The 21,149-nt window shown below is 63.2% G+C and carries 14 protein-coding genes; 5 read left to right on the top strand and 9 right to left on the bottom strand.

The features are described from left to right. Positions 1-8: 8 nt before the first annotated feature. From AC07OK_RS06070 to AC07OK_RS06055, 4 genes are all read right to left on the bottom strand, one after another. The gene (locus tag AC07OK_RS06070) at positions 9-1,880 is read right to left on the bottom strand and encodes a serine hydrolase domain-containing protein (protein ID WP_494689447.1); all 1,872 of its coding nucleotides are present in this window, start codon (positions 1,878-1,880) and stop codon (positions 9-11) included. Positions 1,881-1,999: 119 nt separating this feature from the next. Beyond that, positions 2,000-3,394: a DUF2799 domain-containing protein gene (locus AC07OK_RS06065; protein ID WP_494689446.1), complete on the bottom strand. Its 1,395-nt coding sequence runs from the start codon at positions 3,392-3,394 to the stop codon at positions 2,000-2,002. A 61-nt stretch (positions 3,395-3,455) separates the two neighbouring features. Then, on the bottom strand, positions 3,456-4,832 hold the full coding sequence (locus AC07OK_RS06060; protein ID WP_494689445.1) for a sensor histidine kinase: 1,377 nt from the start codon (positions 4,830-4,832) through the stop codon (positions 3,456-3,458). Beyond that, positions 4,829-5,485, bottom strand: coding sequence for a response regulator transcription factor (locus AC07OK_RS06055; RefSeq protein ID WP_494689444.1), 657 nt, complete (start codon positions 5,483-5,485; stop codon positions 4,829-4,831). The genes AC07OK_RS06060 and AC07OK_RS06055 overlap by 4 nt, the downstream gene beginning before the upstream one ends. Before the next feature lie 159 nt (positions 5,486-5,644). Here AC07OK_RS06055 and AC07OK_RS06050 point away from each other — a divergent pair, with 159 nt between their 5' ends. The 4 genes from AC07OK_RS06050 to AC07OK_RS06035 all read left to right on the top strand — a co-directional run bounded on the left by AC07OK_RS06050 (position 5,645) and on the right by AC07OK_RS06035 (position 11,295). Beyond that, a complete protein-coding gene (locus tag AC07OK_RS06050) occupies positions 5,645-8,392 on the top strand; it encodes a TonB-dependent receptor (RefSeq protein ID WP_494689443.1) in 2,748 nt (915 codons plus the stop codon). A gap of 21 nt (positions 8,393-8,413) precedes the next feature. After that, the gene (locus tag AC07OK_RS06045) at positions 8,414-9,475 is read left to right on the top strand and encodes an acyltransferase family protein (protein WP_494689442.1); all 1,062 of its coding nucleotides are present in this window, start codon (positions 8,414-8,416) and stop codon (positions 9,473-9,475) included. Between the two features lie 233 nt (positions 9,476-9,708). Then, complete coding sequence (locus tag AC07OK_RS06040) at positions 9,709-10,419, top strand: PEP-CTERM sorting domain-containing protein (protein ID WP_494689441.1); 711 nt, start codon at positions 9,709-9,711, stop codon at positions 10,417-10,419. 78 nt (positions 10,420-10,497) lie between these two features. Further along, positions 10,498-11,295 carry a sterol desaturase family protein gene (locus AC07OK_RS06035; RefSeq protein WP_494689440.1) on the top strand — a complete coding sequence of 266 codons (798 nt, stop codon included), beginning with the start codon at positions 10,498-10,500 and terminating at the stop codon, positions 11,293-11,295. Positions 11,296-11,324: 29 nt separating this feature from the next. On the opposite strand, the gene AC07OK_RS06030 is transcribed toward AC07OK_RS06035, so the two are convergent. The 5 genes from AC07OK_RS06030 to AC07OK_RS06010 all read right to left on the bottom strand — a co-directional run bounded on the left by AC07OK_RS06030 (position 11,325) and on the right by AC07OK_RS06010 (position 20,526). After that, positions 11,325-14,822: an EAL domain-containing protein gene (locus tag AC07OK_RS06030; protein WP_494689439.1), complete on the bottom strand. Its 3,498-nt coding sequence runs from the start codon at positions 14,820-14,822 to the stop codon at positions 11,325-11,327. Next, entirely contained in the window at positions 14,819-16,369 is a 1,551-nt protein-coding gene (locus AC07OK_RS06025) for a sensor histidine kinase (protein ID WP_494689438.1), read from the bottom strand. The genes AC07OK_RS06030 and AC07OK_RS06025 overlap by 4 nt, the downstream gene beginning before the upstream one ends. A gap of 3 nt (positions 16,370-16,372) precedes the next feature. Continuing rightward, on the bottom strand, positions 16,373-17,698 hold the full coding sequence (locus AC07OK_RS06020) for a sensor histidine kinase (RefSeq protein WP_494689437.1): 1,326 nt from the start codon (positions 17,696-17,698) through the stop codon (positions 16,373-16,375). A 5-nt stretch (positions 17,699-17,703) separates the two neighbouring features. Continuing rightward, entirely contained in the window at positions 17,704-19,374 is a 1,671-nt protein-coding gene (locus AC07OK_RS06015; protein ID WP_494689436.1) for a PAS domain-containing protein, read from the bottom strand. Between the two features lie 342 nt (positions 19,375-19,716). Then, positions 19,717-20,526 (bottom strand): M48 family metallopeptidase, encoded by an 810-nt coding sequence (locus AC07OK_RS06010; protein ID WP_494689435.1) that lies wholly within the window; start codon positions 20,524-20,526, stop codon positions 19,717-19,719. A 129-nt stretch (positions 20,527-20,655) separates the two neighbouring features. Between AC07OK_RS06010 and AC07OK_RS06005 the strand changes: the two genes are divergently transcribed. After that, positions 20,656-21,147, top strand: a complete 492-nt coding sequence (locus tag AC07OK_RS06005; RefSeq protein ID WP_494689434.1) for a hypothetical protein — start codon at positions 20,656-20,658, stop codon at positions 21,145-21,147. Positions 21,148-21,149: the final 2 nt, after the last annotated feature.

The raw sequence follows: 21,149 nt of genomic DNA, 5'->3' as shown, positions 1-21,149 counted from the left end.
ATCGTCCGTTACATTGTCCAGGTGCGCATGCCGATCCAACCGATCGACCATGCATAAGCGGCGATGACCAGTATCCCTGCCGATGTGAGCCCGGCATGCCAGCGCACCAGCCGGCTGGCGTGCCTGGTCCTCAGCGCGTACCACATGCCCGCCGCCGCAAGCAGCGGGAAGGCCACGCTGCACAACAAAATCAGCAGTGAAAGCAGGCTCGGCGTGGCCAGCATTGCCATGGTCCCGATTCCTCCGGACAGGCCGATCAAGGGCAAGATAAAGGTGGCGCACAAGCTGCCCACGGCCAACAACGGCATGACCCGCACCTTCCAGCCGCCCCTCGCTTGCAGGGTCTTCCGATATGCGGCCACGCCCCAGACAGGCAAAGCCAACAGGTCGAATACGCCGCCTAGCAAGGCCAGCGCAGCCACCGTGGCGTAGCCGGCGATGCGCCACGCGGCTTCGCGCTTGCGGTCACCCAGGCCGCCCGACAGCAGGTAGGTCTCTCCGTCTTGCACGGCGAAGGCCAGGCTGGTCGCTTCCCGATCGGCGCGGCGAAAAGTGTGTTTGCCGGTCGGCAGATAAGGCTTGCCACTGATGCGCAGGCCGCCATCGGCCAAGGTGACCCGCGACATGCCCAACACCTCCGCATAGGGACGCATCAAGTCCTTGGCCGGCGTCACATTGCGATAGAAACCGGTCAGTGCGGCGAGTTCCGCCTGGTCGACGGGGAACAGCGGCGCTGGGGAAAACACATGCTTGCGGCTCAGGTAAGCCTGGATCAAGCCGGTAACCGGCGTCCGGAAATCCACGCCTTCGCCGCCATTGGCCAGCACCACATAACCACTGCCTTGCGCAACGGAATAGCCGTACACGGAAGTAAAGGAATCGATCTCTCCGTTGTGCCCTCGAAAGCTCGGCCCGGCTTCACTCAACGGGAAGTTGCCCAGGCCATAGCCTTCGTCCAACCCTGCCCGCGCGGCCAGCGAGGACTCGCCATGCTCGATACGCTCGACTGCCTGCGCCGACAAAATCCGCTGTCCATCGACCGTGCCCCTGCCCACAAAGAATAGAAGCAGGCGCGATAGTTCCCGCACGCTGGTGGCCAGCGATCCGGACGGCGGCATGATGATGTGCTGGTACGGCGTCGGCTTGCCGTCGGGGGCGTAGCTCTTGGCCAGCCTGGCCGCCGGTTCCGGCGTCAGCGTGAAATCGGCGCTCGCCATGCCCATCGGCCGCAACACGTGGTCACGCTCGTAGGCAGCAAAGTCCTGTCCTGAGACTTTTTCCAGCACATAGCCCGCCACCGCCGGGCCAGCGTTTGCATAGACGGCAAACTGGCCCGGCCGCCAACGACTGACATACTCGGGGCTGGCGAACTCGACACCGCGCCGCACCGGCCAGCCGGGACCGTTCTGCAGCTCGACGCGCGTACTGATGTCAGGCCACCCCGTCGTATGTTCGAGCAAGTGAACGAGCCGTACCGGGTCGCTTTGTTCCCATGGATTATGGAAGCTGATTTCGGGCGCCAGGTCGGCCAGTCGCGCGTCCAGTTTCAGTTTGCCGTTTTCGACCAGCTGCATGACGGCGATGCTGGTGAAGCTCTTGGAAATCGAGGCGGCACGGAAGATCGTATCCGGCGTGACCTGTGCGGCGCTGGCCTTGTCCGCCACGCCATAGCCCTTGAGCAGGACTACCTTGCCATCTTCCACCAGGGCGAGCGCCGCGCCCGGAATGCCGCGCTGCGCAAACATTTTCGCCAGGCGCTGGTCCAGCTCTTGCAGGGTGGATGGCGCGGGCTCTGCGGCGACGGCCGACGTGCCGCTGGCCATCGCCAGCAACAGCGCGCCAAGCAAACGGAGGGTTTTTGCGCGGACAGTGCCGGGCATGCAGTGATCTGGCGACGATGGCATTGATGCTCCATTGAATGTGTTTAGTGTGCTAGTGAAGTAGCACAGTATCGCAATCATAGAGCATCTTGGCTGAAATGCAAGCCGATTTTTAAGGCTTAGTAAATCTCGCGGCGCAGACGCTGCATTTGCTGTTCGTGACGCTCCACCCAGCGGCGGGCGTCGTCCAGCTGCCGCTCCAGTTGCCGGATATAGTCGACCAGATCGCGCCGCTCCTGCTCGCGGCGGGCATCCTGCTTCCTGGTGTCGTCGTTGACGACGCGGTCCTTGGCCTCCAGGTTCGAGCGGATCTCGCGCAGCAGCCGCTCCAGTCGACGGTGCGCGTCGTTCAGGCGCCCCGAAACCTCGTTGGCGTCGTCAACCGCCTGACGATGTTTGGCCGCAGCCACTTCATAATCCTGCCCGCTGACATAGGCGTGCTTTAACTGGTTGCGCAATTCGACGCGGCAGACGTCGACCGCCATGCCGCTGTTGGTGCGGCCACGTTCAAAGGCATTCTCCGGCAAGCAGTATTTGGCGTTCTGCGCGTCCCATGCCGACGTGTACAGGTCGCGCGTCGCCGCGATCACAAACACGCCATTGCGGCCGGCGTTGGCGATGCGATCGTCCAGCATGAAAGGCTTGCCGTAGCCGTCGTCGGCGCCGGCCTGGCGCCAATAGTCGGTCAGGCGCGCTTCCCAGGCCTGGCGATACTCGGATTCGAAAATCTTCAGGCCCTTGGCGCGCGCCTCCTTGCTGCGCAAGCCGAAGTCCTTGCCGCTGACGGCATCCTGCGTGCCGAGATTGCGCCAGTAGTTGACGATCTCCCCGTTCCAGGCGGCGCGATAGGCTTCTTCCTGCACCTGTACGCCGGCGCTGCGGGCGCTGGCCGCACGGTCACGGAAGGCGCTGTCCGGCGTGCCGTTGCGCGCATCGGTGTAGCCGGCGTCCTGCCAGAAGGTGCGGTTGCCGATCTGCCAGCCATCGGTGTAGGCGGCTTCGTCGAAGCGCAGCTGCATGCCGGCAGCCTTGGCGCGGGCGGCATCCTTCTGGGCTGACAAGGGCTGGCCGTCGGTGCCTGAGCGTTTGCCCATCCCTTTCCAGTAGTCGGAATTGCCGATCGCCCAGCCGGCATCGTAGGCGGGACGGTTCAGGGGTGTCTTGTGTTTGCGGACCTCGTCGCCGGCGGCGTGCGCGTCATATTGCGACTGGAGTCCTTTGCCGCCATCCTGCTGGCCAAGCTGCGACCACAGGTCCCAGTTGCCCTGCGCCCAACCGGCGATGTACTGCGCCTCGGCGCCGATGGCTGCGGGCTTCTTGTCATCGGCATGATCCTCGCAGAAATCCTTGCGCTCGGAGTAGTCGGACGGCTCGCCCGACACACCGTCCTTATGCCCGATGGCGGCCCAGTCGCCGACTTTGCAATCGGCGATGCGCTGCATGGTGGATTGGCAGCCGGCCAGCAGCAGCGGCACGGCGAGGATCAGCGGTCGAAAACGGGTCAGATAGTTCATGGCGGCTTTTGAGAGTGTCAGCGGCCCGATTATATGGCATAAATAACAAAGAAAATATACGTCACTCCCTTACATCGGCAAAGCTCACCGCGACCAGCAATCCCGGCCCATCCTCGCGATTGGCCAGCTGGATGCGCCCCTGGTTGCGCGCGGCGGCGCGTTCGGCGATGGCCAGGCCCAAACCGCTGCCCGCCTGGTCCTGGTCCGGCAGACGGAAGAAGCGTTCGAATACTTTGCGCTGCATTTCCGGCGCGATGCCGGGCCCCTGGTCGGCGACCGAGAGGACAATGCGGCCCTCCGCCTGGGTCAGAGCCACCGTCACGCGGCCATCTTCCGGCGAATACTTGACGGCGTTGCTGACCAGGTTATCGATCAACGACGCCATGCTTTCCATGTGCATGGCCAGCATGCAGCGCTCCGGCGCCTGCAATTCGATTTCGATATGGCGGGTGGCGGCGATCTGCCCGGCCAGCGCCAGCCGGTCCGCCACCAGTTCGACCAGGTCGCGCGGCACCAGGCTGGCGTGGTCCCGATCACCGCCCGAGCGGGCCAGGGCCAGCAACTGGTGCACCGTGTGCGTGGCGCGCTGCACGCCTGTACGCAAGCCCTGCCCCGCCTCCTCCAACCGCTGTGCGGTGCGTGTCGTGGTCAGCGTATCGGCGTTGATCTGGATGATGGACAGCGGCGTCTTGAGTTCGTGCGCGGCATCGACCAGAAATTCCTGCTCGCGCTCCAGCCTTTCAGTCAGCCGTTCCATCAGGCGATTGACCGATCCGACCAGCGGCGATAATTCCAGGTACGGCGACGGCGCCAGCGGCGACAGGTCGGTGGCCGAGCGTTCTTCGATCTCGCCGACGATGGACTTCAACGGCCGCAACCCGACGCGGATGATGAACCACGCCGGCAGCAACAGGAACGGTACGCTGAACAGCAGCGGCGCAAAATAGTAGCCGATGCTGGACACCTGCAGCATCCACTCGCCGATCACCTCCGTCGCCATGCGCACGGTGACGCCGGTGGCGGGATCGTCTTCGACCGACACCACCCAGCCATCCTTGAGCGGCTGGCCGCGCGGGCCGGCGGCGGCATCGGTGGGCGGCAGGCCCGGGTCCGGCGAGGTGTAGACCAGCTGTCCATGCCGCCATACCTGCGTTTGCAGCGCCGGGATGTACCAGCCCAGCTCCGTGTAGAGCGCGTAGTGCAGCTGCTCCATCTTGCGCACCAGCGGCTTGACCTGTTCCGGCGGACGCTCGCCGACCGTTTGCATCAGCACGATGATGCGCAAGGCGCTGGCGCGCAGTTCGCGTTGCATGTCGCGCCGCTTGCTGGTGCGGGTTTCATAGACGTCCAGCGCCAGGTTCGCCAGCCAGATCAACATCATCACCGAGATGAAGCCGAACAGCAGGCGCTTGAACAGCGAACGGTTGTGCATCGTCATTTGTCGACCACGTAACCGACGCCGCGCACGGTGCGGATATAGCCCTCGCCGATTTTCTGCCGCAGGTGCGACATGTGGACGTCCAGCGCCGCGCCCTCGCTGTGCGGCAGCGCGCGCGATTCCAGCTCGCGCCGGGTCAGCACGCGGTCCGGATAGCGCATCAGCGCGTGCAGCAGCGCGAATTCGGTTTTCGACAGGATGACGTTGGCGCCGGCGCGGGTCAGCAGCATGCGCTTATCGTCCAGCACCAGGTCCTTGACCTTCCACACCGGCTCACCGGCTTCGCTCCAGCCGGTGGCGCGCCGCATCACCGCGCGCAGCCGCGCCAGCAGTTCCGTGACGACGAATGGCTTGACCAGGTAATCGTCGGCGCCACGATCCAGGCCATTCAAGCGGTCTTCCAAACTGTCGCGCGCGGTGATGACCAGGATCGGCAGCGTGTGGCCGGCCGAGCGCAGTTCGCGCAGCACGTCGATGCCGTTCCCGTCCGGCAGGCCCAGGTCCAGCAGCACAGCGTCGAACGGCTCGTTCTCCACCCAATGACGGGCGTCGCTGGCGCGGCGCACCCAGATCACTTCCTGTCCCGCATCCTGCAAGGCCGCTTGCAAGGCCTTGCCCAATTCCAGGTCGTCTTCGACCAGGCAAATCTTCATATGTCGCTACCTCATTCGTGAAGCCCGTATCTACGCATCTTCCCGCCGAACTGTCAATCGTCTGCGCGCCACAGCGTTAGGACAACCTTAAGGTTCCTTTTGGATGGCGTTAAGGAAGACTGGGGACAATCTGCACACACTAAAAACGAGGGAGAGCAGATGGACAGCAACGCAGGGATCAAAACGACACTCACGCCTATCGCTGCGGCGGTGGGATTGATGCTGGCATGCGCAGCCGCAGCCGCGCCGGCGATGGCGCAACAGCAGGCCGGCGACAGCGCCGCCCAACCGCTCGAACAGGTGGTGGTCACCGGCATCCGCGCATCCCTGCAGCAGGCGCTGGCCCGCAAGCGCAATAGCGACACGCTGTCCGAAGTGGTATCGGCCGAGGACATCGGCAAGATGCCGGACAAGAACGTGGCCGACGCCATCCAGCGCGTACCGGGCGTGAACATCTCGTCCTCCGCCGGCGGCGAAGGCGGTTTCGCCGAGAATGACCGGGTCAGCATCCGCGGCACCAGCTCCAGCCTGACCCAGACGCAGGTCAACGGCCACGCGATCGGCACCGGCGACTGGTTCGTGCTCGACCAGGCCGGCGCCGTGGGACGCAGCGTTAGCTACGCGCTGCTGCCGTCGGAGATCGTCGGCGCCGTCACGGTGCAGAAAAGCCAGCAGGCCGACATGGTCGAAGGCGGCGTGGCCGGCTCGGTCAACATCGAGACCCGCAAGCCGCTCGATTTCAAAAAGCAGCTGACGGTGGAAGGCACGGTGCAAGCCATCTACTCCGACCTGCCGAGCAAGACCGATCCGCAAATGAATGCGCTGATCGGCTGGAAGAACGACGCCAAGACCTTCGGCGTGCTGGTACAGCTGTTCTCGGAAAAGCGCCACGAACGCCGCGACGGCCAGGAGTTCTACGGTTACACCGCCATCGCCGCCGACAGCAACGCCGCCAAGGCGCACCCGGAACTGGCCGGCATCCTGGCGCCGGCCGGCATCAGCGCCTCGCTGTTCGAACAGACCCGCAAGCGCACCGGCGGCGCCTTCGACCTGCAATTCAAGCCAAGCAAGGACCTGAGCTTCGACATCAACGGCTTCAGCTCGCAGCTGGACGCGGCCAACTACAACCGCAGCTTCTACAACAACATCGCCGCCAACATCAACGCCACCAATCCGGATACCGGCGCTTCGGTCGGCGTGATCCCGTCGGCCTACACCATCAAGAGTGGCACGCTGGTGGCAGCCACCATACCGGCATCGCAATACCCGGCCGTCAGCGCCACCCAGACCTACAACTCGTCGCTGTACTCGGCCTTCGGCGACCAGATCTACCGTCCCGGCTCATCGTCCTCGTCGGCCTACCTTGACCTGGACGGCAGCTACAAGGTCAACCAGGACCTGCGCATCAGCGGCAGCGTGGGTTACACGCGCGGCTCCGGCAAGACTCCGGCCGATATCGGCTACGAGGCCGGCCTGACCGGGGCCGGCTCCAGCTACACGCTGAACGGCATGTCGCCGGCCACCATGTCCTTCCCCGGCGCGGACACCTCCAAATTCACCAACTACGTCACCGCTTCGGCATGGGGCTCGCACGTTATCACCAAGGACAGCGAAAAATACGCGCAGGCCGATGGCGAGTTGCGGCTCGATCGCGGCGTCATGGAATCAGCCAAGTTCGGCGTGCGCTTCTCCGAGCACCATCGCAGCGTGAGCCAGCCGGAGAACCGCGGTTGCAAGGCCTGCGACGGCACCACCTCGGCGCCGCTGCCGGCCTGGAACGGCGCCACCTACCCATCCAACTTCGGCAACGGCATCACCAACAGCGCAAACTTCCTGCGCAATGTGTGGCAGATCAATCCAGGCGACATCGCCGCATGGGCGGCCAAGTACGACTTGGCAGGCGGCCCGACCACCGAAAACTGGGCCGGCGAAATGGACGTCAAGGAGAAATCCAGCGCCATCTACGGCATGGTCAACCTGGCCGGCGACGGCTGGCGCGGCAACGTGGGCGCGCGCTATGTGCACACCAACCAGGCCACCATCACCAACATCCCTGGCGGCGACCATCCCATCGGCCAGGACAACGTGAACGGCGTCTACACGCCAACGCTGAACCAGACCGGTTACAACGACTTCCTGCCAAGCGCGAACTTCAAGTTCGACCTGTCGCCCAAGCTGGTGGCGCGCACCGCCGTCGCCAAGACGATGGCGCGCCCCGACTTCAGCGCCATGGTTGGCGCGGTCACGCTGAACGACACCAACCTGACCGGCAGCAGCGGCAACCCGAACCTGAAGCCGGTCCGCTCGACCAACTACGACGTCGCGCTGGAATGGTACTTCGCGCCGAAAGCGCTGCTGTCGGCCGGTGTGTTCTACATGGACATGTCGTCCTACGTCACCTACGGCACGGCCAACCTCACCTACTTCAACAACTCGTTCAAGCGCTTCGACAGCTACGCCATCTCCTCGCCGACCAATATCAGCGCCAAGAACAAGGGCGTGGAGCTGGCCTACCAGCAGCACCTGTTCGGCGGCGTTGGGGTGCTGGCCAACTACACCTACACCGACGGCAGCGCGGCCGACGGCAAGCCGGTAGTCGGAAATTCCAAAAACACCTACAACGCTGAGACCTACTACGAGGACGACCGCTTGAGCGCCCGCCTGGCCTACACCTATCGCTCCAGCTTCTCCGGCGGCTTGTACAACAGCTTCCCGCAGGTGATGGCGGGAACCGGCAACCTGGCGGCGTCGATCAACTACAAGATCAACGAGAACCTGTCGATCACCTTCGATGCGCTGAACATCAACAACGCCGTGCTGCGCTACTACGGCGAGAACAAGGACCAGCCTATCGCCTCGTATTCGAACGGCCGCCAATACTACCTGGGGTTGCGTGGCAAACTCTAAACCGGCGCGAACTCTTAAACTATGCGTATCAATTCTATCGACTCGCTGCGCGGCCTGACGGTGGCCGCCATGCTGCTGGTGAACGACGCCGGCGACTGGTCGCACGTCTACCCCTGGCTGGAACACGCCGAATGGCACGGCTGCACGCCGCCGGACTTCATCTTCCCCATCTTCATGCTGATCGTGGGAGTCTCCATCAAGCTGGCGCTCAACCCACGCCTGGACGCGGGTGCAGACACCGCGCCGCTGGCGCGCGCGGTCCTTTGGCGCGGCCTGCGCATCGTGTTGCTGGGGATCGCGCTGCACGTGGTGGCAATGCTGCTCCTGAACGGACGCGGTTTCCGCCTGTTCGGCGTATTGCAAAGGACGGGCATCTGCTTCGCGGCGGCGGGGTTGATGGCCATCTACTTGCGCAGCGCCCGCGCCCAATGGACGGCTTTCGCGGCGATCCTGCTCGGCTACTGGGCGCTGCTGGCGGCGGGCGGCTCGCTGGAACCAGGCCTGAACCTGTCCGACCGCATCGACAGCGCGCTGCTGGGCCACCTGGCCTACCAGTACGACGCGGCCACCGGCATCGGCCACGATCCCGAAGGCATCCTGGGCACGTTGCCGTCGCTGGCCACGGTCATCCTCGGCCTGCGCGCCGGCGATTGGCTGCGGCGCGGCCAGACCCGCACGCTGGCGATGGCGGGCGCCGCGGCGATGCTGCTGGGCGGCCTGTGGTCGCTGGCGCTGCCGCTGAACAAACAGCTGTGGACCTCGTCGTTCGTGCTGTGGACCGGCGGTTTCGGCATGCTGCTGATCGCACTGGCCCATCAGTTGATCGACGTGCGCGGCTGGCCGGCGCTGGGCCGAGCCATGGGCCTCAATGCCATCGCCGCCTACGCCGGTTCCTGGATCGCCACTTGCGTGATTGAAGGCAGCGGCCTGATGGGACCACTCTACGCCCACGTCTTCAGCGGCCCGCTGACGCCAATATTTGGACCATGGGTGGCCTCGCTGACGTTCGCCGTCGCATTCACGGCGTTCTTCTGGCTGGCCATGGCAGGGGCTGAAAAGCGAGGGTGGCGCGCCACGATCTGAGGCACTTGCTTTTGTTTCGCAAGCGACGGTAGCGCTTCCATAGCTAGCACAGGCATCGCATCACGCTCAACTTACTTTACAAATTAAAAATATTCCATTTTAAACATTGTTCATACATAATGTATTAAGAACAAGTTAATTGACCAAAATCAATCGACTTTCCATACCGCCAGCGGCCGGAAGCCCGCTTGAAATTCGAATTCTGGAGTTTTTACATGCGTATTAAATCGATAATGTTAGCCCTGTCCGCCGCAGCCGCCCTGTGCGCAGGCGTGGCAAATGCCGCCGTCCCTGGCGAACTGATCGTCAACGGTGGTTTCGAAGTCGGCGACTACGGCCAAATCGGCTACGCCGGCCATGCAGTTCAGGGCTGGACCAGCACCGGCTACAACTTCCTGTTCAGCGACAGCAACGCCGACCAAGGCGGCGTTCCCGGCAGCTACGGCAACCTGCAACTGTGGGGCGCCGGTAATGGTCCCGCCAACGGCCTGGGCGCCAGCCCGGCCGGCGGCAACTTCATCGCCGCCGACGGCGCATTTCAAATCGCCCCGGTGAGCCAGACCGTCAACGGCCTGGTCGCTGGTCAGCAATACAATCTGAGCTTCTACTGGGCTGGCGCGCAGCAATACAACTTCAACGGCGCCACCACCGAGCAGTGGAAAGTGTCGCTGGGCGGCCAAACCCTGTCGACCGCGGTGAAGAACAACGCCAGCCACGGTTTCACCGGCTGGCAGAAGGAGACCTTCACCTTTACCGCCACCGGCGCCAGCGAAGTGCTGAGCTTCCTGGCGGTGGGTACCCCTGCCGGCGTGCCACCGTTCTCGCTGCTGGATGGCGTGTCGATGACCTCGGCCGTGCCTGAGCCACAAACCTGGGGCATGCTGGGTCTGGGCATGGGCCTGGTCGGCTTCGCCGCACGTCGCCGCAAAGCCAAGGCTGCTTAACTCGCCGCCTGTCTGAATCGATGCCGGACGTTCGCGTCCGGCATTGTCGTTTCCGCCCTCTACTGCCCCATGACACTGATGAACCAACTGCTCGCCCACCTGCCTACTTTCGCCGTCAACGTGGGACGGCTATGCGTGTGGCTGGTGCTGCTGTCGCTGCTGTTCGTGCCGCTGGAGCGCTGGCTCGCGGTGCGCAAGGCGCATCTGCCACGCCGCGCGCTGGCGATCAACCTGGGCCTGTACTTCCTCAACAGCCTGCTGCCGGCCGCCGTCCTGGGGGCGTTGATGTCCGTGGTTGCCGTGGCGGCGCAAGCGTTGCTGCCGGCCGCTGTGCCCGCCGCCGTGGGCGCCTTGCCGCTGGCGGTGAAATTGCCGCTGTCCCTGCTGATCGCGGAAATCGGCTTTTACTGGGGCCATCGCTTGAGCCACCAGCTGCCGTGGCTGTGGCATTTCCATGCGGTGCACCACAAACCGGAACACCTGTACTTCCTGATTAACACCCATGCGCATCCGGTCGACATGATCGTCACCCGCTTGTTCGGCATGACGCCGCTGTACGTGCTCGGCCTGGCCGGCGCCAGCGCGGGCGGCAGCGCCACGCCGGCGCTGGTGATCGTGATCGGCACGGTCTGGGGTTTTTTCATCCATTCGAACCTGCGGGTCCGGCTCGGCTCGCTGGAATCGATCATCGCCACGCCTGCCTTCCATCACTGGCACCACACCAGCGTGGCGCCGCTGGACCGCAACTTCTCGTCGACCCTACCCTTCCTCGACCGCGTCTTCGGCACCTGGCACTTGCCGGCCGGCTGGCCGCTGGCTTACGGCTTGGCCGAGAGCGCGCCTGCGGCGACACAACGCCAGGATGGCGCCGCCTGACGCCGCGCTGCTTCGCAACGATGCCAGCGCTACGCCGGCTCGGCGTCGGGATAGAAACGCGGGCGATAGTGCCGAAAAGCGTCGCGTATCAGTTCGCGTAAATTTTGGTCATGCCAAGGCTTGGCAATGAACTTAAAGATCTCGCCCCGGTTGACGCTCTCGGTGACGGTCGCCAGATCCGTATAGCCGGTCAGGATCAGGCGCACGGTGTCGGGATACATGCTCCTGACGATGGACAGGAACTCGGTGCCAGACGTGCCAGGCATGCGTTGGTCGGTCACCACCACCTGCACGGCATTGAGCGCCAACAGCTCCAGGGCCTCGTCAGCACTGGTCGCGGTCAGGATATGGTAGCTATCCTGGCGCAACAGGCGCTTTAGCGCAGACAAGATATTGGGCTCGTCGTCCACCAACAGCAAGGTATCGGCCCGGGCGGCGGCTTCCCGCTCCAGCGCCAGGCGGCGGTCGGTGCTCAGCATGTGCTCGAACTCGTGCGCCGGAACAGGCGGACTGAAGAAATAACCCTGAATTTCGTCGCAACGCAACCTGCGCAGATATTTTAACTGAGCGGCAGTTTCAACGCCCTCGGCCACCACCCGCATATTCAGATTGTGGGCCATGGCGATGACAGCGGTCGCAATGGCCGCGTCCTCCCTGCTGCGGGTAATCTCGGTCACGAACGCGCGGTCAATCTTCACTATGTCGAATTGAAAGCGCTTTAGATACGCCAGCGAGGAATAACCGGTGCCGAAATCGTCCAGCGCCAGCGCGCCGCCTATCGCTTTCAAGGCCGCCAGGCTGGCGGCGGCTTCGTCCGGATCATCCATCAGGATCGATTCGGTCAGTTCAAATTCCAGATACTCCCGCTCCAGTCCGCTGCGCTGCAATGCCTCAAGTATGGTCGACACGGCTTGCCGCTTCTTGAACTGGATGGCCGACAAATTCACCGCCACCGGTACGATCTTGAGATGACGCCGACGCCAGTCCGCCTGCTGGTCGCATACCGCATTAATCACCCAGGCGCCGATCGGCAGGATCAAGCCGGTTTCCTCCGCCAGCGGGATGAAATGGAAAGGCGAGACCAGGCCTTTGTCCGGATGTTGCCACCGTATCAGCGCCTCGGCACTGACGATGCGTCCGCTGATCAGATCGACCCGCGGCTGGTAATACAGCAGGAATTGTTGGGCATTGATGGCCTCCCGCAAATCGTGCTCCAGCTGGAGCCGCAGGGCGATCGTGGCATTCATCTGGGTCGAATAGTAGAGGTAGCGTTCGTTGGACGATTTCGCTTTCTTCAGCGCCGCTTCGGCATGCTTGAGCAGGCGCTCGGCATCCTGGCCGTCCTGCGGATAGACGGCGATGCCGGCCCGGATGGTCAAGTGGATAGCCTTGTCGAGGATGCGGAAAGGCTGCTCCAGCACCGTGGCCAGCTGCTGCTCGAACAGTTCCACCACATCCACCACTTCGCGCACCTCAGGCATGAAAACGGCAAACATATCCCCCCCGATCCGGGCCAGGCGCGCCGATTCACTCGACGCCGCCTTGAGCCTGGCGGTCACCTCGCGCAGTATGGCGTCGCCCACATGGCGGCCATAGACATCGTTTATCTGAGAAAAACGAACCAGGTCGATGACCACTACCCCGATACTGCTGGCGCCGGCGTGGGCGTCGCTGAGGCACTGTGCCAAGCGCTCATGGAACAGCATCTTGTTGGGCAAGCCGGTCAGCAGATCAAAATAGGCGATATAGTTGAGTTGGTCCGCCTTGGCGATAAAGTCCATGCCGAACGCAATATCGCCGGCCACCTCGTTCAGCAGCTTTAATTCCTCCAGGTCGAACAAACCCACTTCGCTGCCGAACAAGACCAGCACGCCGGCGGCGCGTTGGTCCAGCATCAGCGGCAAGGCGGCCACCGACCACAGTCCCCGGCGTATCAAGTCGTCCCGCAATGGCGCCATGGACAGTTCCTTGCGCACGTCGTTACAAATGACTGCGCGCCCTTCCCTTAGCGCGATGCATGCCGGACGTTCGCTGTCTGGCGTGCCGGCGCGCGCCGTCAGGCGGACCTTGTCGATATAGCCGTCGGGCGCGCCGTGCCAGGCCACCACGGTGGCGTCCTGGGTGCCAGCCTCCATCAAGCCGATAAAGGCCATGCTGTAGGCGCCCTCGTCGACGGCAATGCGGCATATCTCGCTGAACAGGGTGTCGCGATCACGGATGCGCACGATCGCAGAATTCACGCTGGACAAGACGAGCGCAATGCGCGCCAGACGGGCGATACGGTGTTCCTGTGCTACGTGAACGGTAATATCGTCGGCGATGCCGGCGATGCGCACGATCTGCCCGCTGCTGTCGGCAATCGGAAACCCGCGCGAGCGTATCCAGCGCAACGCGCCGTCCGGCTGCAGGATGCGGTAGGTTAGGTCGAAGCGCCCGCTCGCGGCCCGCTCGGACGCGTTGTCCTGGAGCGCATCCCTGTCGTCCGGGTGGACCGCGTCCATCCATGAGTCCGGCTGCTCATACAGGCTGGCGCAACTGCGGCCCCAGATATCTTCGTAGGCAGGACTGACATAGAACAAGCGGGTGTTGTCGATATCGATCAGGAAGAACACCTGCCGTATGTTCTCCGCCAGTTGCCGGAAGCGTAGCTCGCTCTTTTGCAGGTCTTCCAGCGCGGCCGACAAAGCCGCTGTGCGATCCGCGACGTGCTGCTCCAGCGTGGCGTTGATGTGCCGGATTTCCTGGTGGGCGACTGCGAGCTGCCGTTCGCCCGCGTGTTTATGGACCGTCACCTCTATATTGAGTTGCAATTCGCGGTCATCATATGGCTTTAGCAAAAATGCGTAGGGGGTGCTTTGGGTGGCGCGTCGCAGCGTCTGGTTATCGGAATGCGCGCTGACAAAGATGACCGGGATGTCGAGTTCGCGCCTCAGGACGGTGGCCGTCTCGATGCCGTCCATCGCCCCTTGCAGCCGGATGTCCATCAGCACCAGGTCCGGCTGGTGTTGGCGCGCCAGGTCCAGCGCCTCGTCGCCGCTGGCGGCGATACCGCACACCAGGTAGCCGTTTTGCCTCAGGCTGCCCTTGAGATCTTCCGCGATCACCGCCTCGTCCTCGACGATCAAGATGCTAATCGGGTGTGCGGTCGCCGTTGCGGGCGTCTCGTCCGCATGTTTTCTGACCGCCTGCTCGATATTGAATTGCAGCTGCGGGTCGTCGTAGGGTAGGCCGGGATGGCTCGCCTTGACGCGCTGAAGCGCCAGTTCGTCCGAATAGGCGCTGAGAAAAATCACCGGCACGTCCAGTTCGCGCCGCAGGATGTCGGCGGTCTGGATGCCATCCATGGTGCCTTGCATCCGGATGTCCATCAACGCCAGACCGGGACGATGGAGGCGGGCCAGCACCAACGCCTCCTCGCCGCTGGCGGCGATGCCGCAGACATGGTAGCCGCGACGGGTCAGCTGCGCCTCCAGGTCGGCGGCGATCGCGGCCTGGTCCTCAACGATCAGCAGCGAGGTCAGTATCATGGCTCGCCGGCGCGCGCTGGCAGCGTCAAGAAGAAGGTGGCGCCGGCGCCGGTCTGGCTTTCCGCCCACAGCGCGCCGCCATGGTGTTCCACAATCCGCTTCACGATCGACAGGCCCACTCCCGTCCCGGGGAAATCGGCGGCGCTATGGAAGCGCTGGAAAGGTTCGAACAGCTTCTCTGCACCGGCGGCGTCGAAGCCGACGCCATTGTCGCGCACAAAAAAAGTATGCATGGCCGCAGTCCCCTCGCCTCCCGTCTTGACCCCTACCTCGATCGCTGGCTGCGCCTGCCCGGACGTGTATTTGATGGCATTGCCCAACAAATTGGCGAACACCTGTCGCAGCATGACATCGTCACCAACGATCATCGGCAATGGCGCGCAGCTGAACTGGACCGGCCGCGTTTCCAAGCGCGCGCTCAGGCCACGAAAAATATCCTGTACCAGCCCGTGCACGTCGATCTCCGTCAGCGCCAGGTCCTGTCCCCGATTCAGGCCGAGAAAACGCAGATAGCCTTCCGTCATACTGATCATTTCCCGCGCATTTTTTTGCACCTGGTCGAGGAAACGCTGCCCACTCGAATCGAGCTGCTTGCGGTGCTGCTGGGTGAGCAGATAGGAGAAGCCGGCAATGGCGTTCAGCGGCCCCCGCAAATCGTGGCTCACCGCTGCGGCGAACGCCTCCAGCTCGGCGGTGGTCGTGGCGTTGCGCGCCTGGTCGGCCAGCAGGTTTTCCACCTGGTGCGCCAGTGCCTCCACGCGGCTTTGCGTGGCCAGGCGGTCCGTCGAATCGACGATGACGACCACTGCGCCCAAGATGGTGCCGCTCTCGTCGACGATGGGCGAGGCACTGTCGTCGACAAACCGTTCTTCGCCCGAGCGCGTCAGCAACAGGGTGCTGGGATCGATACGTATGGTCAGGCCCTGGCGCAGCGCGCGCGTGGCGGGATCTTCCAGCGGCGCCCGGCTAACACGGTTCACCAGCCGCACCACGTCGGCGAACGGTTTGCCGGCCGCATCCGCCTGGCTCCAGCCGGTCAGCTTTTCCGCCGCCGGGTTGACCAGGATAATCTCGGCCATGGTATTGGTGGCGACCACCGCATCGCCGATACTGGTCAGCGTCGCGGTGAGCCAGCGCGCCACGCGCCGCGCTTTACGCTCCATCTCGCGCCGGGCCGGCGCTATATCCAAGGCCGCGCATAGTTGCACGTCATCGAAGGGTTTGACGATGTAGCCGGCGGGATCGGTCAGGCGGGCGCGTTGCAAGGTGGCGGCGTCGCTGTGCGCGGTCAGGAAAATGACGGGCAGGTCCAACTGTTCCCGCAAATACTCGGCCGCATCGATGCCCTCGGCCTTGCCATGCAACATAATGTCCATCAGCACCACGTCGGGTACCGTCAGGATCGCCAGCCGTATCGCCTCGGCGGCGGTATCGGCCGCCCCCGTCACTTCGTAGCCCTGCACTCGAAGACGCTGCTGAAGATCTTCCGATACGACGATCTCATCTTCTACAACCAGGACGCGAATTTTTTTCGATGCATATTCCATATGCTATGCCGGCGACTTGAGCACCGACTCCTTGATGTGGATGTCGAACGACGTATGGCCGGGTTCCGAGCGCATCGAAAGACCGGCCCGTAACTGCTTGGCGAACATGCGGACCAGCCGCAATCCCAGCGAGCTCACGTGTTCGAGCTGAAAATCCGCCGACATGCCGACCCCGTCGTCGTGCACCATGAGCGCCAGCTCGCCGTCCGCCAGGGCGCGCAAGGTCACCGTCAGGCAGCCTCGCCGATCGGCTGGAAACGCATACTTCAGCGCGTTGGTCACCAGTTCATTGAGCATCAGTCCCAGCGGCACCGCCGTGTCGATGCTCACCATTGCAGGATCGGTCTGGCACTCCAGGCGCACGTGGGGGTTGGCCGTGTAGGAGCGCATCAAGATGCCCGTCAGCGAGCGCACATAGTCGGCCAGATCCACCGCTGCCAGCGTTTCCGACTGGTAGAGCTTTTCATGGATCAGGGCCATCGACCGAATGCGTCCCTGGCTGTCCTGGAACTGCCGCAAGGTTTGCGGGTCGCTGATATAGCCCGATTGCAGCGACAGCAGGCTGGCGATGATTTGCAGATTGTTCTTGACCCGGTGGTGGATCTCCTGCAGCAGCGCCTCCTTCTCCTTCAGGGAGGCGCGAATCTGGTGCTCGATCTCCTTGGTGCGGGTGACGTCGCGGATGGCCGCCGACACCAGCGCGCCTTCATCGGTCACCACCGGGCTTAACAGAATTTCGGTTGGGAACTCGCTACCGTCCTTGCGCCGTCCAAACAACTCCAGGTCGGCGCCCATCGGACGGACCTGCGGATCGGCGTTAAAGCCCATACGGTAGCGCGGATGCTTGGCTCTGAAGCGTTCTGGCAGCAATACCTCGATTGTCGAGCCCAGCAGCTCCTGGCGCGCATAGCCGAACAGGGTTTCCGTTTGCGCGTTCACCAGCACGATCCTGCCCGCATCGTTGACGATGACGATCGCGTCCGGAGCGGTTTCCAGCAGCGAGCGAAACCGTTCTTCCAGATGGGTGCGTTCCTCCATTTCACCGGCTAGGTCGTCGAGGATATTCAGGACGGCCTTTTGCATTTCCTCCAGACGAATTTTTTCGTCGTCGGAATCGTCCAGGATATTCAGCACCGCCTTTTGGGTCAGTTCCAGCAAGCTCCTTTCCTCGGCGGCGTCCTCCAGGATATTGAGCACCGCGCGCTGGGCCTCGTGCAGGCGCGCGCGTTCCTCGGCCGCATCGTCCAGGATGTTGAGGACTGCCCTGGCATATTCCTCCTGGCTGAACTGCTGGTCCGGGTCACGCCGGTATGCCACAATGTCTGGCATCGGCGTCACCTGCCTTCGACGGTGCGTAGCTGGCCGATCGCCCTCTTGTGCTCTTCAATCTCCTTCTTCAGCTCGATCATCTTGAGCTCGCGTCCGACCGTCAATCGTTGAAAACGTTCGAGCTCGGCCAGCCGCTCCAGTTCCTTGGTGCGCTGTTCGGCAACTTCGGCCTCGGCTTTCTTCTGCGCCGTGACATCGCGTGCTGCGGCGAACACGCCCAGCACATTGCCGCGCGTGTCCTTGTAGACGGAAGCGTTGTACAACACATCGGTGAGTTTGCTGTCGCGATGGCGGATAGTCAGCGGATAGTTGGAGACCAGGCCTTTGTCGAACACTTGCTTGTAGCCTTCGCGCGCTTTCTCCGGTTCGGTGAAGTAGTCGGAGAAATCGGTGCCGATCAGCTTTTCGCGCGCCAGTCCGGTGATCTCCGCAGAGGCCGCGTTGACGTCGGTGATCTTGCCTTCGGCACTGATGGTGACCAGCGGATCGAGCGAGGCCTCAATCAGGCTGCGGGCATATTGCGAAGCCTGCTTCTGTGCGGTGACGTCGCGCGCCGCGGCAAACACGCCCAGCACGTTGCCGCGCGCATCCTTGTACACCGACGCGTTATACAGCACGTCCGTCAAGCTGCCATCCTTGCCCCGTATCGTCAAGGGATAGTCGGTGACATAGCCTTCGGCGAACACTTGTTCGTAGCCTTCGCGGGCCCTGGCCGGTTCGGTGAAGTAGTCGGAAAAGTCGGTGCCGATCAGCTTCCCGCGCGGCACGCCGGTGACCTTGATCGAACCTTCGTTGACGTCGGTGATCTTGCCTTCCGGGCTGATGGTGACCAGCGGATCGAGCGAGGCCTCAATCAGGCTGCGCGCATATTGCGACGCCTGTTTTTGCGCCGTCACGTCGCGCGCGGCGGCAAACACGCCCAGCACGCTGCCCTGCGCATCCTTGTACACGGAGGCGTTATACAGCACGTCGATCAGGCGTCCATCCTTGTGGCGGATGGTCAGCGGGTAGTCGGTGACCGCGCCGCGCGAAAACACTTGCTGATAGCCTTCGCGCGCCTTCTCCGGCTCGGTGAAGTAATCGGAAAAGTCGGTGCCGATCAGCTTCTCGCGCGGCACGCCGGTGACCTTGATCGAGCCCTCGTTGACGTCGGTGATCTTGCCTTCCGGGCTGATGGTGACCAGCGGATCGAGCGAGGCCTCGATCAGGCTGCGGGCATAGAATTGCGTGGCCCTGAGCTCTTCGGTCAGGCGAATTTCATCGGAGATATCCTTGGAGATCAGCAGATAGCCGATGGCCTTGCCTGTGCTGTCGCGGCGTGGCGTAATGACCACACGCGCCGTAAAGCGGGAACCGTTGTTGCGCACGCGCGTCAGCGTGCCTTCCCACTTCCCGTTCTCCATGGCCGCCGCCATGATTTGTTCAGGACGGCCGGAGGCGATGTCTTCCGGCGTGTGCAGCATCGACGAGTTGGCCTTGCCGATGACATCCTCCGGCTCGTAGCCGTACAGCCTGCGCGCGCCGGCGTTCCACAGCTGGATCTTGCCCTTCAAGTCCTTGCCAATAATGGAGTACTCGGTCGACGACTCCAATATGTTCTGCAAAAATTCTGATTGCTCGTTGGTGGTCGCCATCGGACCGTCGCTGCCGGGAGCCGGATTGCTGAGCGAGGACATATCTGTGCCTTCTCGTAAAAGCTGAGGATACGGAAGCCGTTTCGCGACTCTATATTCACCGGGCCGCATGACGTCCTGCAGGACGAGAAAGCCAAGTCAATACTCATTCAAAAGTCACTAGACCAGCTGGCATATGGTGCGGTTGCTGATTGGAGTGTACTCGCAGCAATCCCGATGGTCCATCAATTAGTTAAAGTTTCCGCAACTCTGCAATTCCGCGCAACGCGAACCACGGCCGCTTCCAGAACGTCCATCGGCCAGTGTGCGACTGCCGATGCGGCATATGCACCGGCACCGGCACAAACTTAATCTGGCGCAGCAATGCCGGCGCGGCGTCTGCAATTAGCGCCGCGCCGCTTCGTACAGCGGCGTCACCTTGGGCATCAACGCGCCGAGATCGGCGATGCGGGTCTGGTCGGACGGATGGGTGGACAGGAACTCGGCCGGCGCCTTGCCCTTGTTGGCGGCCGCCATCTTGTTCCACACCGAGAGCGCCGCGTTCGGGTTGTAGCCGGCGCGGGCGGCCAGTTCCAGGCCCATGCCATCGGCTTCCGATTCGTTCTGCCGCGAGTTCGGCAACGCGTACAGATAGTGCGCCACCTGATTGGCGGCCTCGACCTGCGCCGCGCTGTTGGGCGCGGCCGTCAGCGCCGCCTGGCTCAGGGCGTTCTGCGCGTAGGCTTTCGACACCCGCTCGCGGCCGTGCTCGCGCAAAGCGTGCGCCACCTCGTGGCCCATGATGACGGCGATTTCGTCGTCGCTCAGTTTCAGTTGACGCACCAGGCCGCTGTAAAAAGTGATCTTGCCGCCCGGCGCGCACGAGGCGTTGAGGATGGGCGCGTCGATCAGCACCAGTTGCCAGTTCCATTTGACGGCGTCGTCGCGGAAGGCGCCCACCTGCTTTTCCAGCCATGTGGCGATGCGGGCCAGACGTTCGTACTCGGCGCCGCCGGTGACCAGGCGGCCGGCCGCCTTGGCCTGCTGGTTTTGCTGGGTGTAGTTCACCAGCGCCATTTTTTCGACCGTATCGGCCGACACCAGCATCAACTGCTGCCGTTGGGCGCCGACGACGCCGGGTTTGGTGGTGGAGGCGCAGCCGCCCAGCGCCAGCGCGATGGCCAAGGTGCAGGCCGGTGTACGTATGCGTTGCATGGAATTCTCCCTGTTGGACGTGGAGCTCTCATTTTCCACAAGGAAAATATTTCCCGTCTAATCCAGATCAAGCAGGGAGCAATCCTTCGCTATAATCCAACGTCCTCACTATGACGAAGAAAGCTTCGGATGATCAAAAGTTTACGTATGGCCGGCGCGCTGCTGCTGGCTGGCCTGTCCGGCGCGGCCGTGGCCGACACCTTCGAGACCATCGAATCGGCGCCGCTGAAGGAAGTGTGGCTGAACGGCGGTTTCTACTCCTACCATTTCCAGCGCGACAAGGGCCTGAACGACAGCAATCCCGGCCTGGGCGGCGAGTACCGTTTTTCGACGGTGGCGTCGGCGACGGCGGGCCGCTTCTACAACAGCGACCGCGGCTATTCGAATTATGTGGGCGTGTACTACCAGCCGTGGAAGGTCGGCCCGGTGCGCCTGGGCGCGGTGGCGGGCGGCTTCAGCGGCTACCCCAAGATGCGCGACGGCGGCTGGTTCCTGGCGGCCATCCCCACCGCCAGCTTCGAATACAAGAGCGTGGGCGTCAATGTCGCCATCGTGCCGACCTACAAGGATCGGCTCTATGGCGCCATTTCCGTCCAGCTCAAGCTGAAGGTCTTCGAATAAGT

The organism is Duganella sp. GW821-FHT07G03 (assembly GCF_059418605.1).
The sequence above is the reverse complement of the archived record's forward strand: the minus strand, read 5'-3'. Positions and strand labels throughout refer to the sequence as shown.

Bases quoted from the DNA above. Each gene is read 5' to 3' on its own strand.
- AC07OK_RS06050 (WP_494689443.1), top strand. From the start codon at position 5,645: ATGGACAGCAACGCAGGGATCAAAACGACACTCACGCCTATCGCTGCG.
- AC07OK_RS06025 (WP_494689438.1), bottom strand. From the start codon at position 16,369: ATGGAATATGCATCGAAAAAAATTCGCGTCCTGGTTGTAGAAGATGAG.
- AC07OK_RS06060 (WP_494689445.1), bottom strand. From the start codon at position 4,832: ATGACGATGCACAACCGTTCGCTGTTCAAGCGCCTGCTGTTCGGCTTC.
- AC07OK_RS06010 (WP_494689435.1), bottom strand. From the start codon at position 20,526: ATGCAACGCATACGTACACCGGCCTGCACCTTGGCCATCGCGCTGGCG.
- AC07OK_RS06035 (WP_494689440.1), top strand. From the start codon at position 10,498: ATGAACCAACTGCTCGCCCACCTGCCTACTTTCGCCGTCAACGTGGGA.
- AC07OK_RS06055 (WP_494689444.1), bottom strand. From the start codon at position 5,485: ATGAAGATTTGCCTGGTCGAAGACGACCTGGAATTGGGCAAGGCCTTG.
- AC07OK_RS06045 (WP_494689442.1), top strand. From the start codon at position 8,414: ATGCGTATCAATTCTATCGACTCGCTGCGCGGCCTGACGGTGGCCGCC.
- AC07OK_RS06040 (WP_494689441.1), top strand. From the start codon at position 9,709: ATGTTAGCCCTGTCCGCCGCAGCCGCCCTGTGCGCAGGCGTGGCAAAT.
- AC07OK_RS06015 (WP_494689436.1), bottom strand. From the start codon at position 19,374: ATGTCCTCGCTCAGCAATCCGGCTCCCGGCAGCGACGGTCCGATGGCG.
- AC07OK_RS06005 (WP_494689434.1), top strand. From the start codon at position 20,656: ATGATCAAAAGTTTACGTATGGCCGGCGCGCTGCTGCTGGCTGGCCTG.
- AC07OK_RS06070 (WP_494689447.1), bottom strand. From the start codon at position 1,880: ATGCCCGGCACTGTCCGCGCAAAAACCCTCCGTTTGCTTGGCGCGCTG.
- AC07OK_RS06020 (WP_494689437.1), bottom strand. From the start codon at position 17,698: ATGCCAGACATTGTGGCATACCGGCGTGACCCGGACCAGCAGTTCAGC.
- AC07OK_RS06065 (WP_494689446.1), bottom strand. From the start codon at position 3,394: ATGAACTATCTGACCCGTTTTCGACCGCTGATCCTCGCCGTGCCGCTG.
- AC07OK_RS06030 (WP_494689439.1), bottom strand. From the start codon at position 14,822: ATGATACTGACCTCGCTGCTGATCGTTGAGGACCAGGCCGCGATCGCC.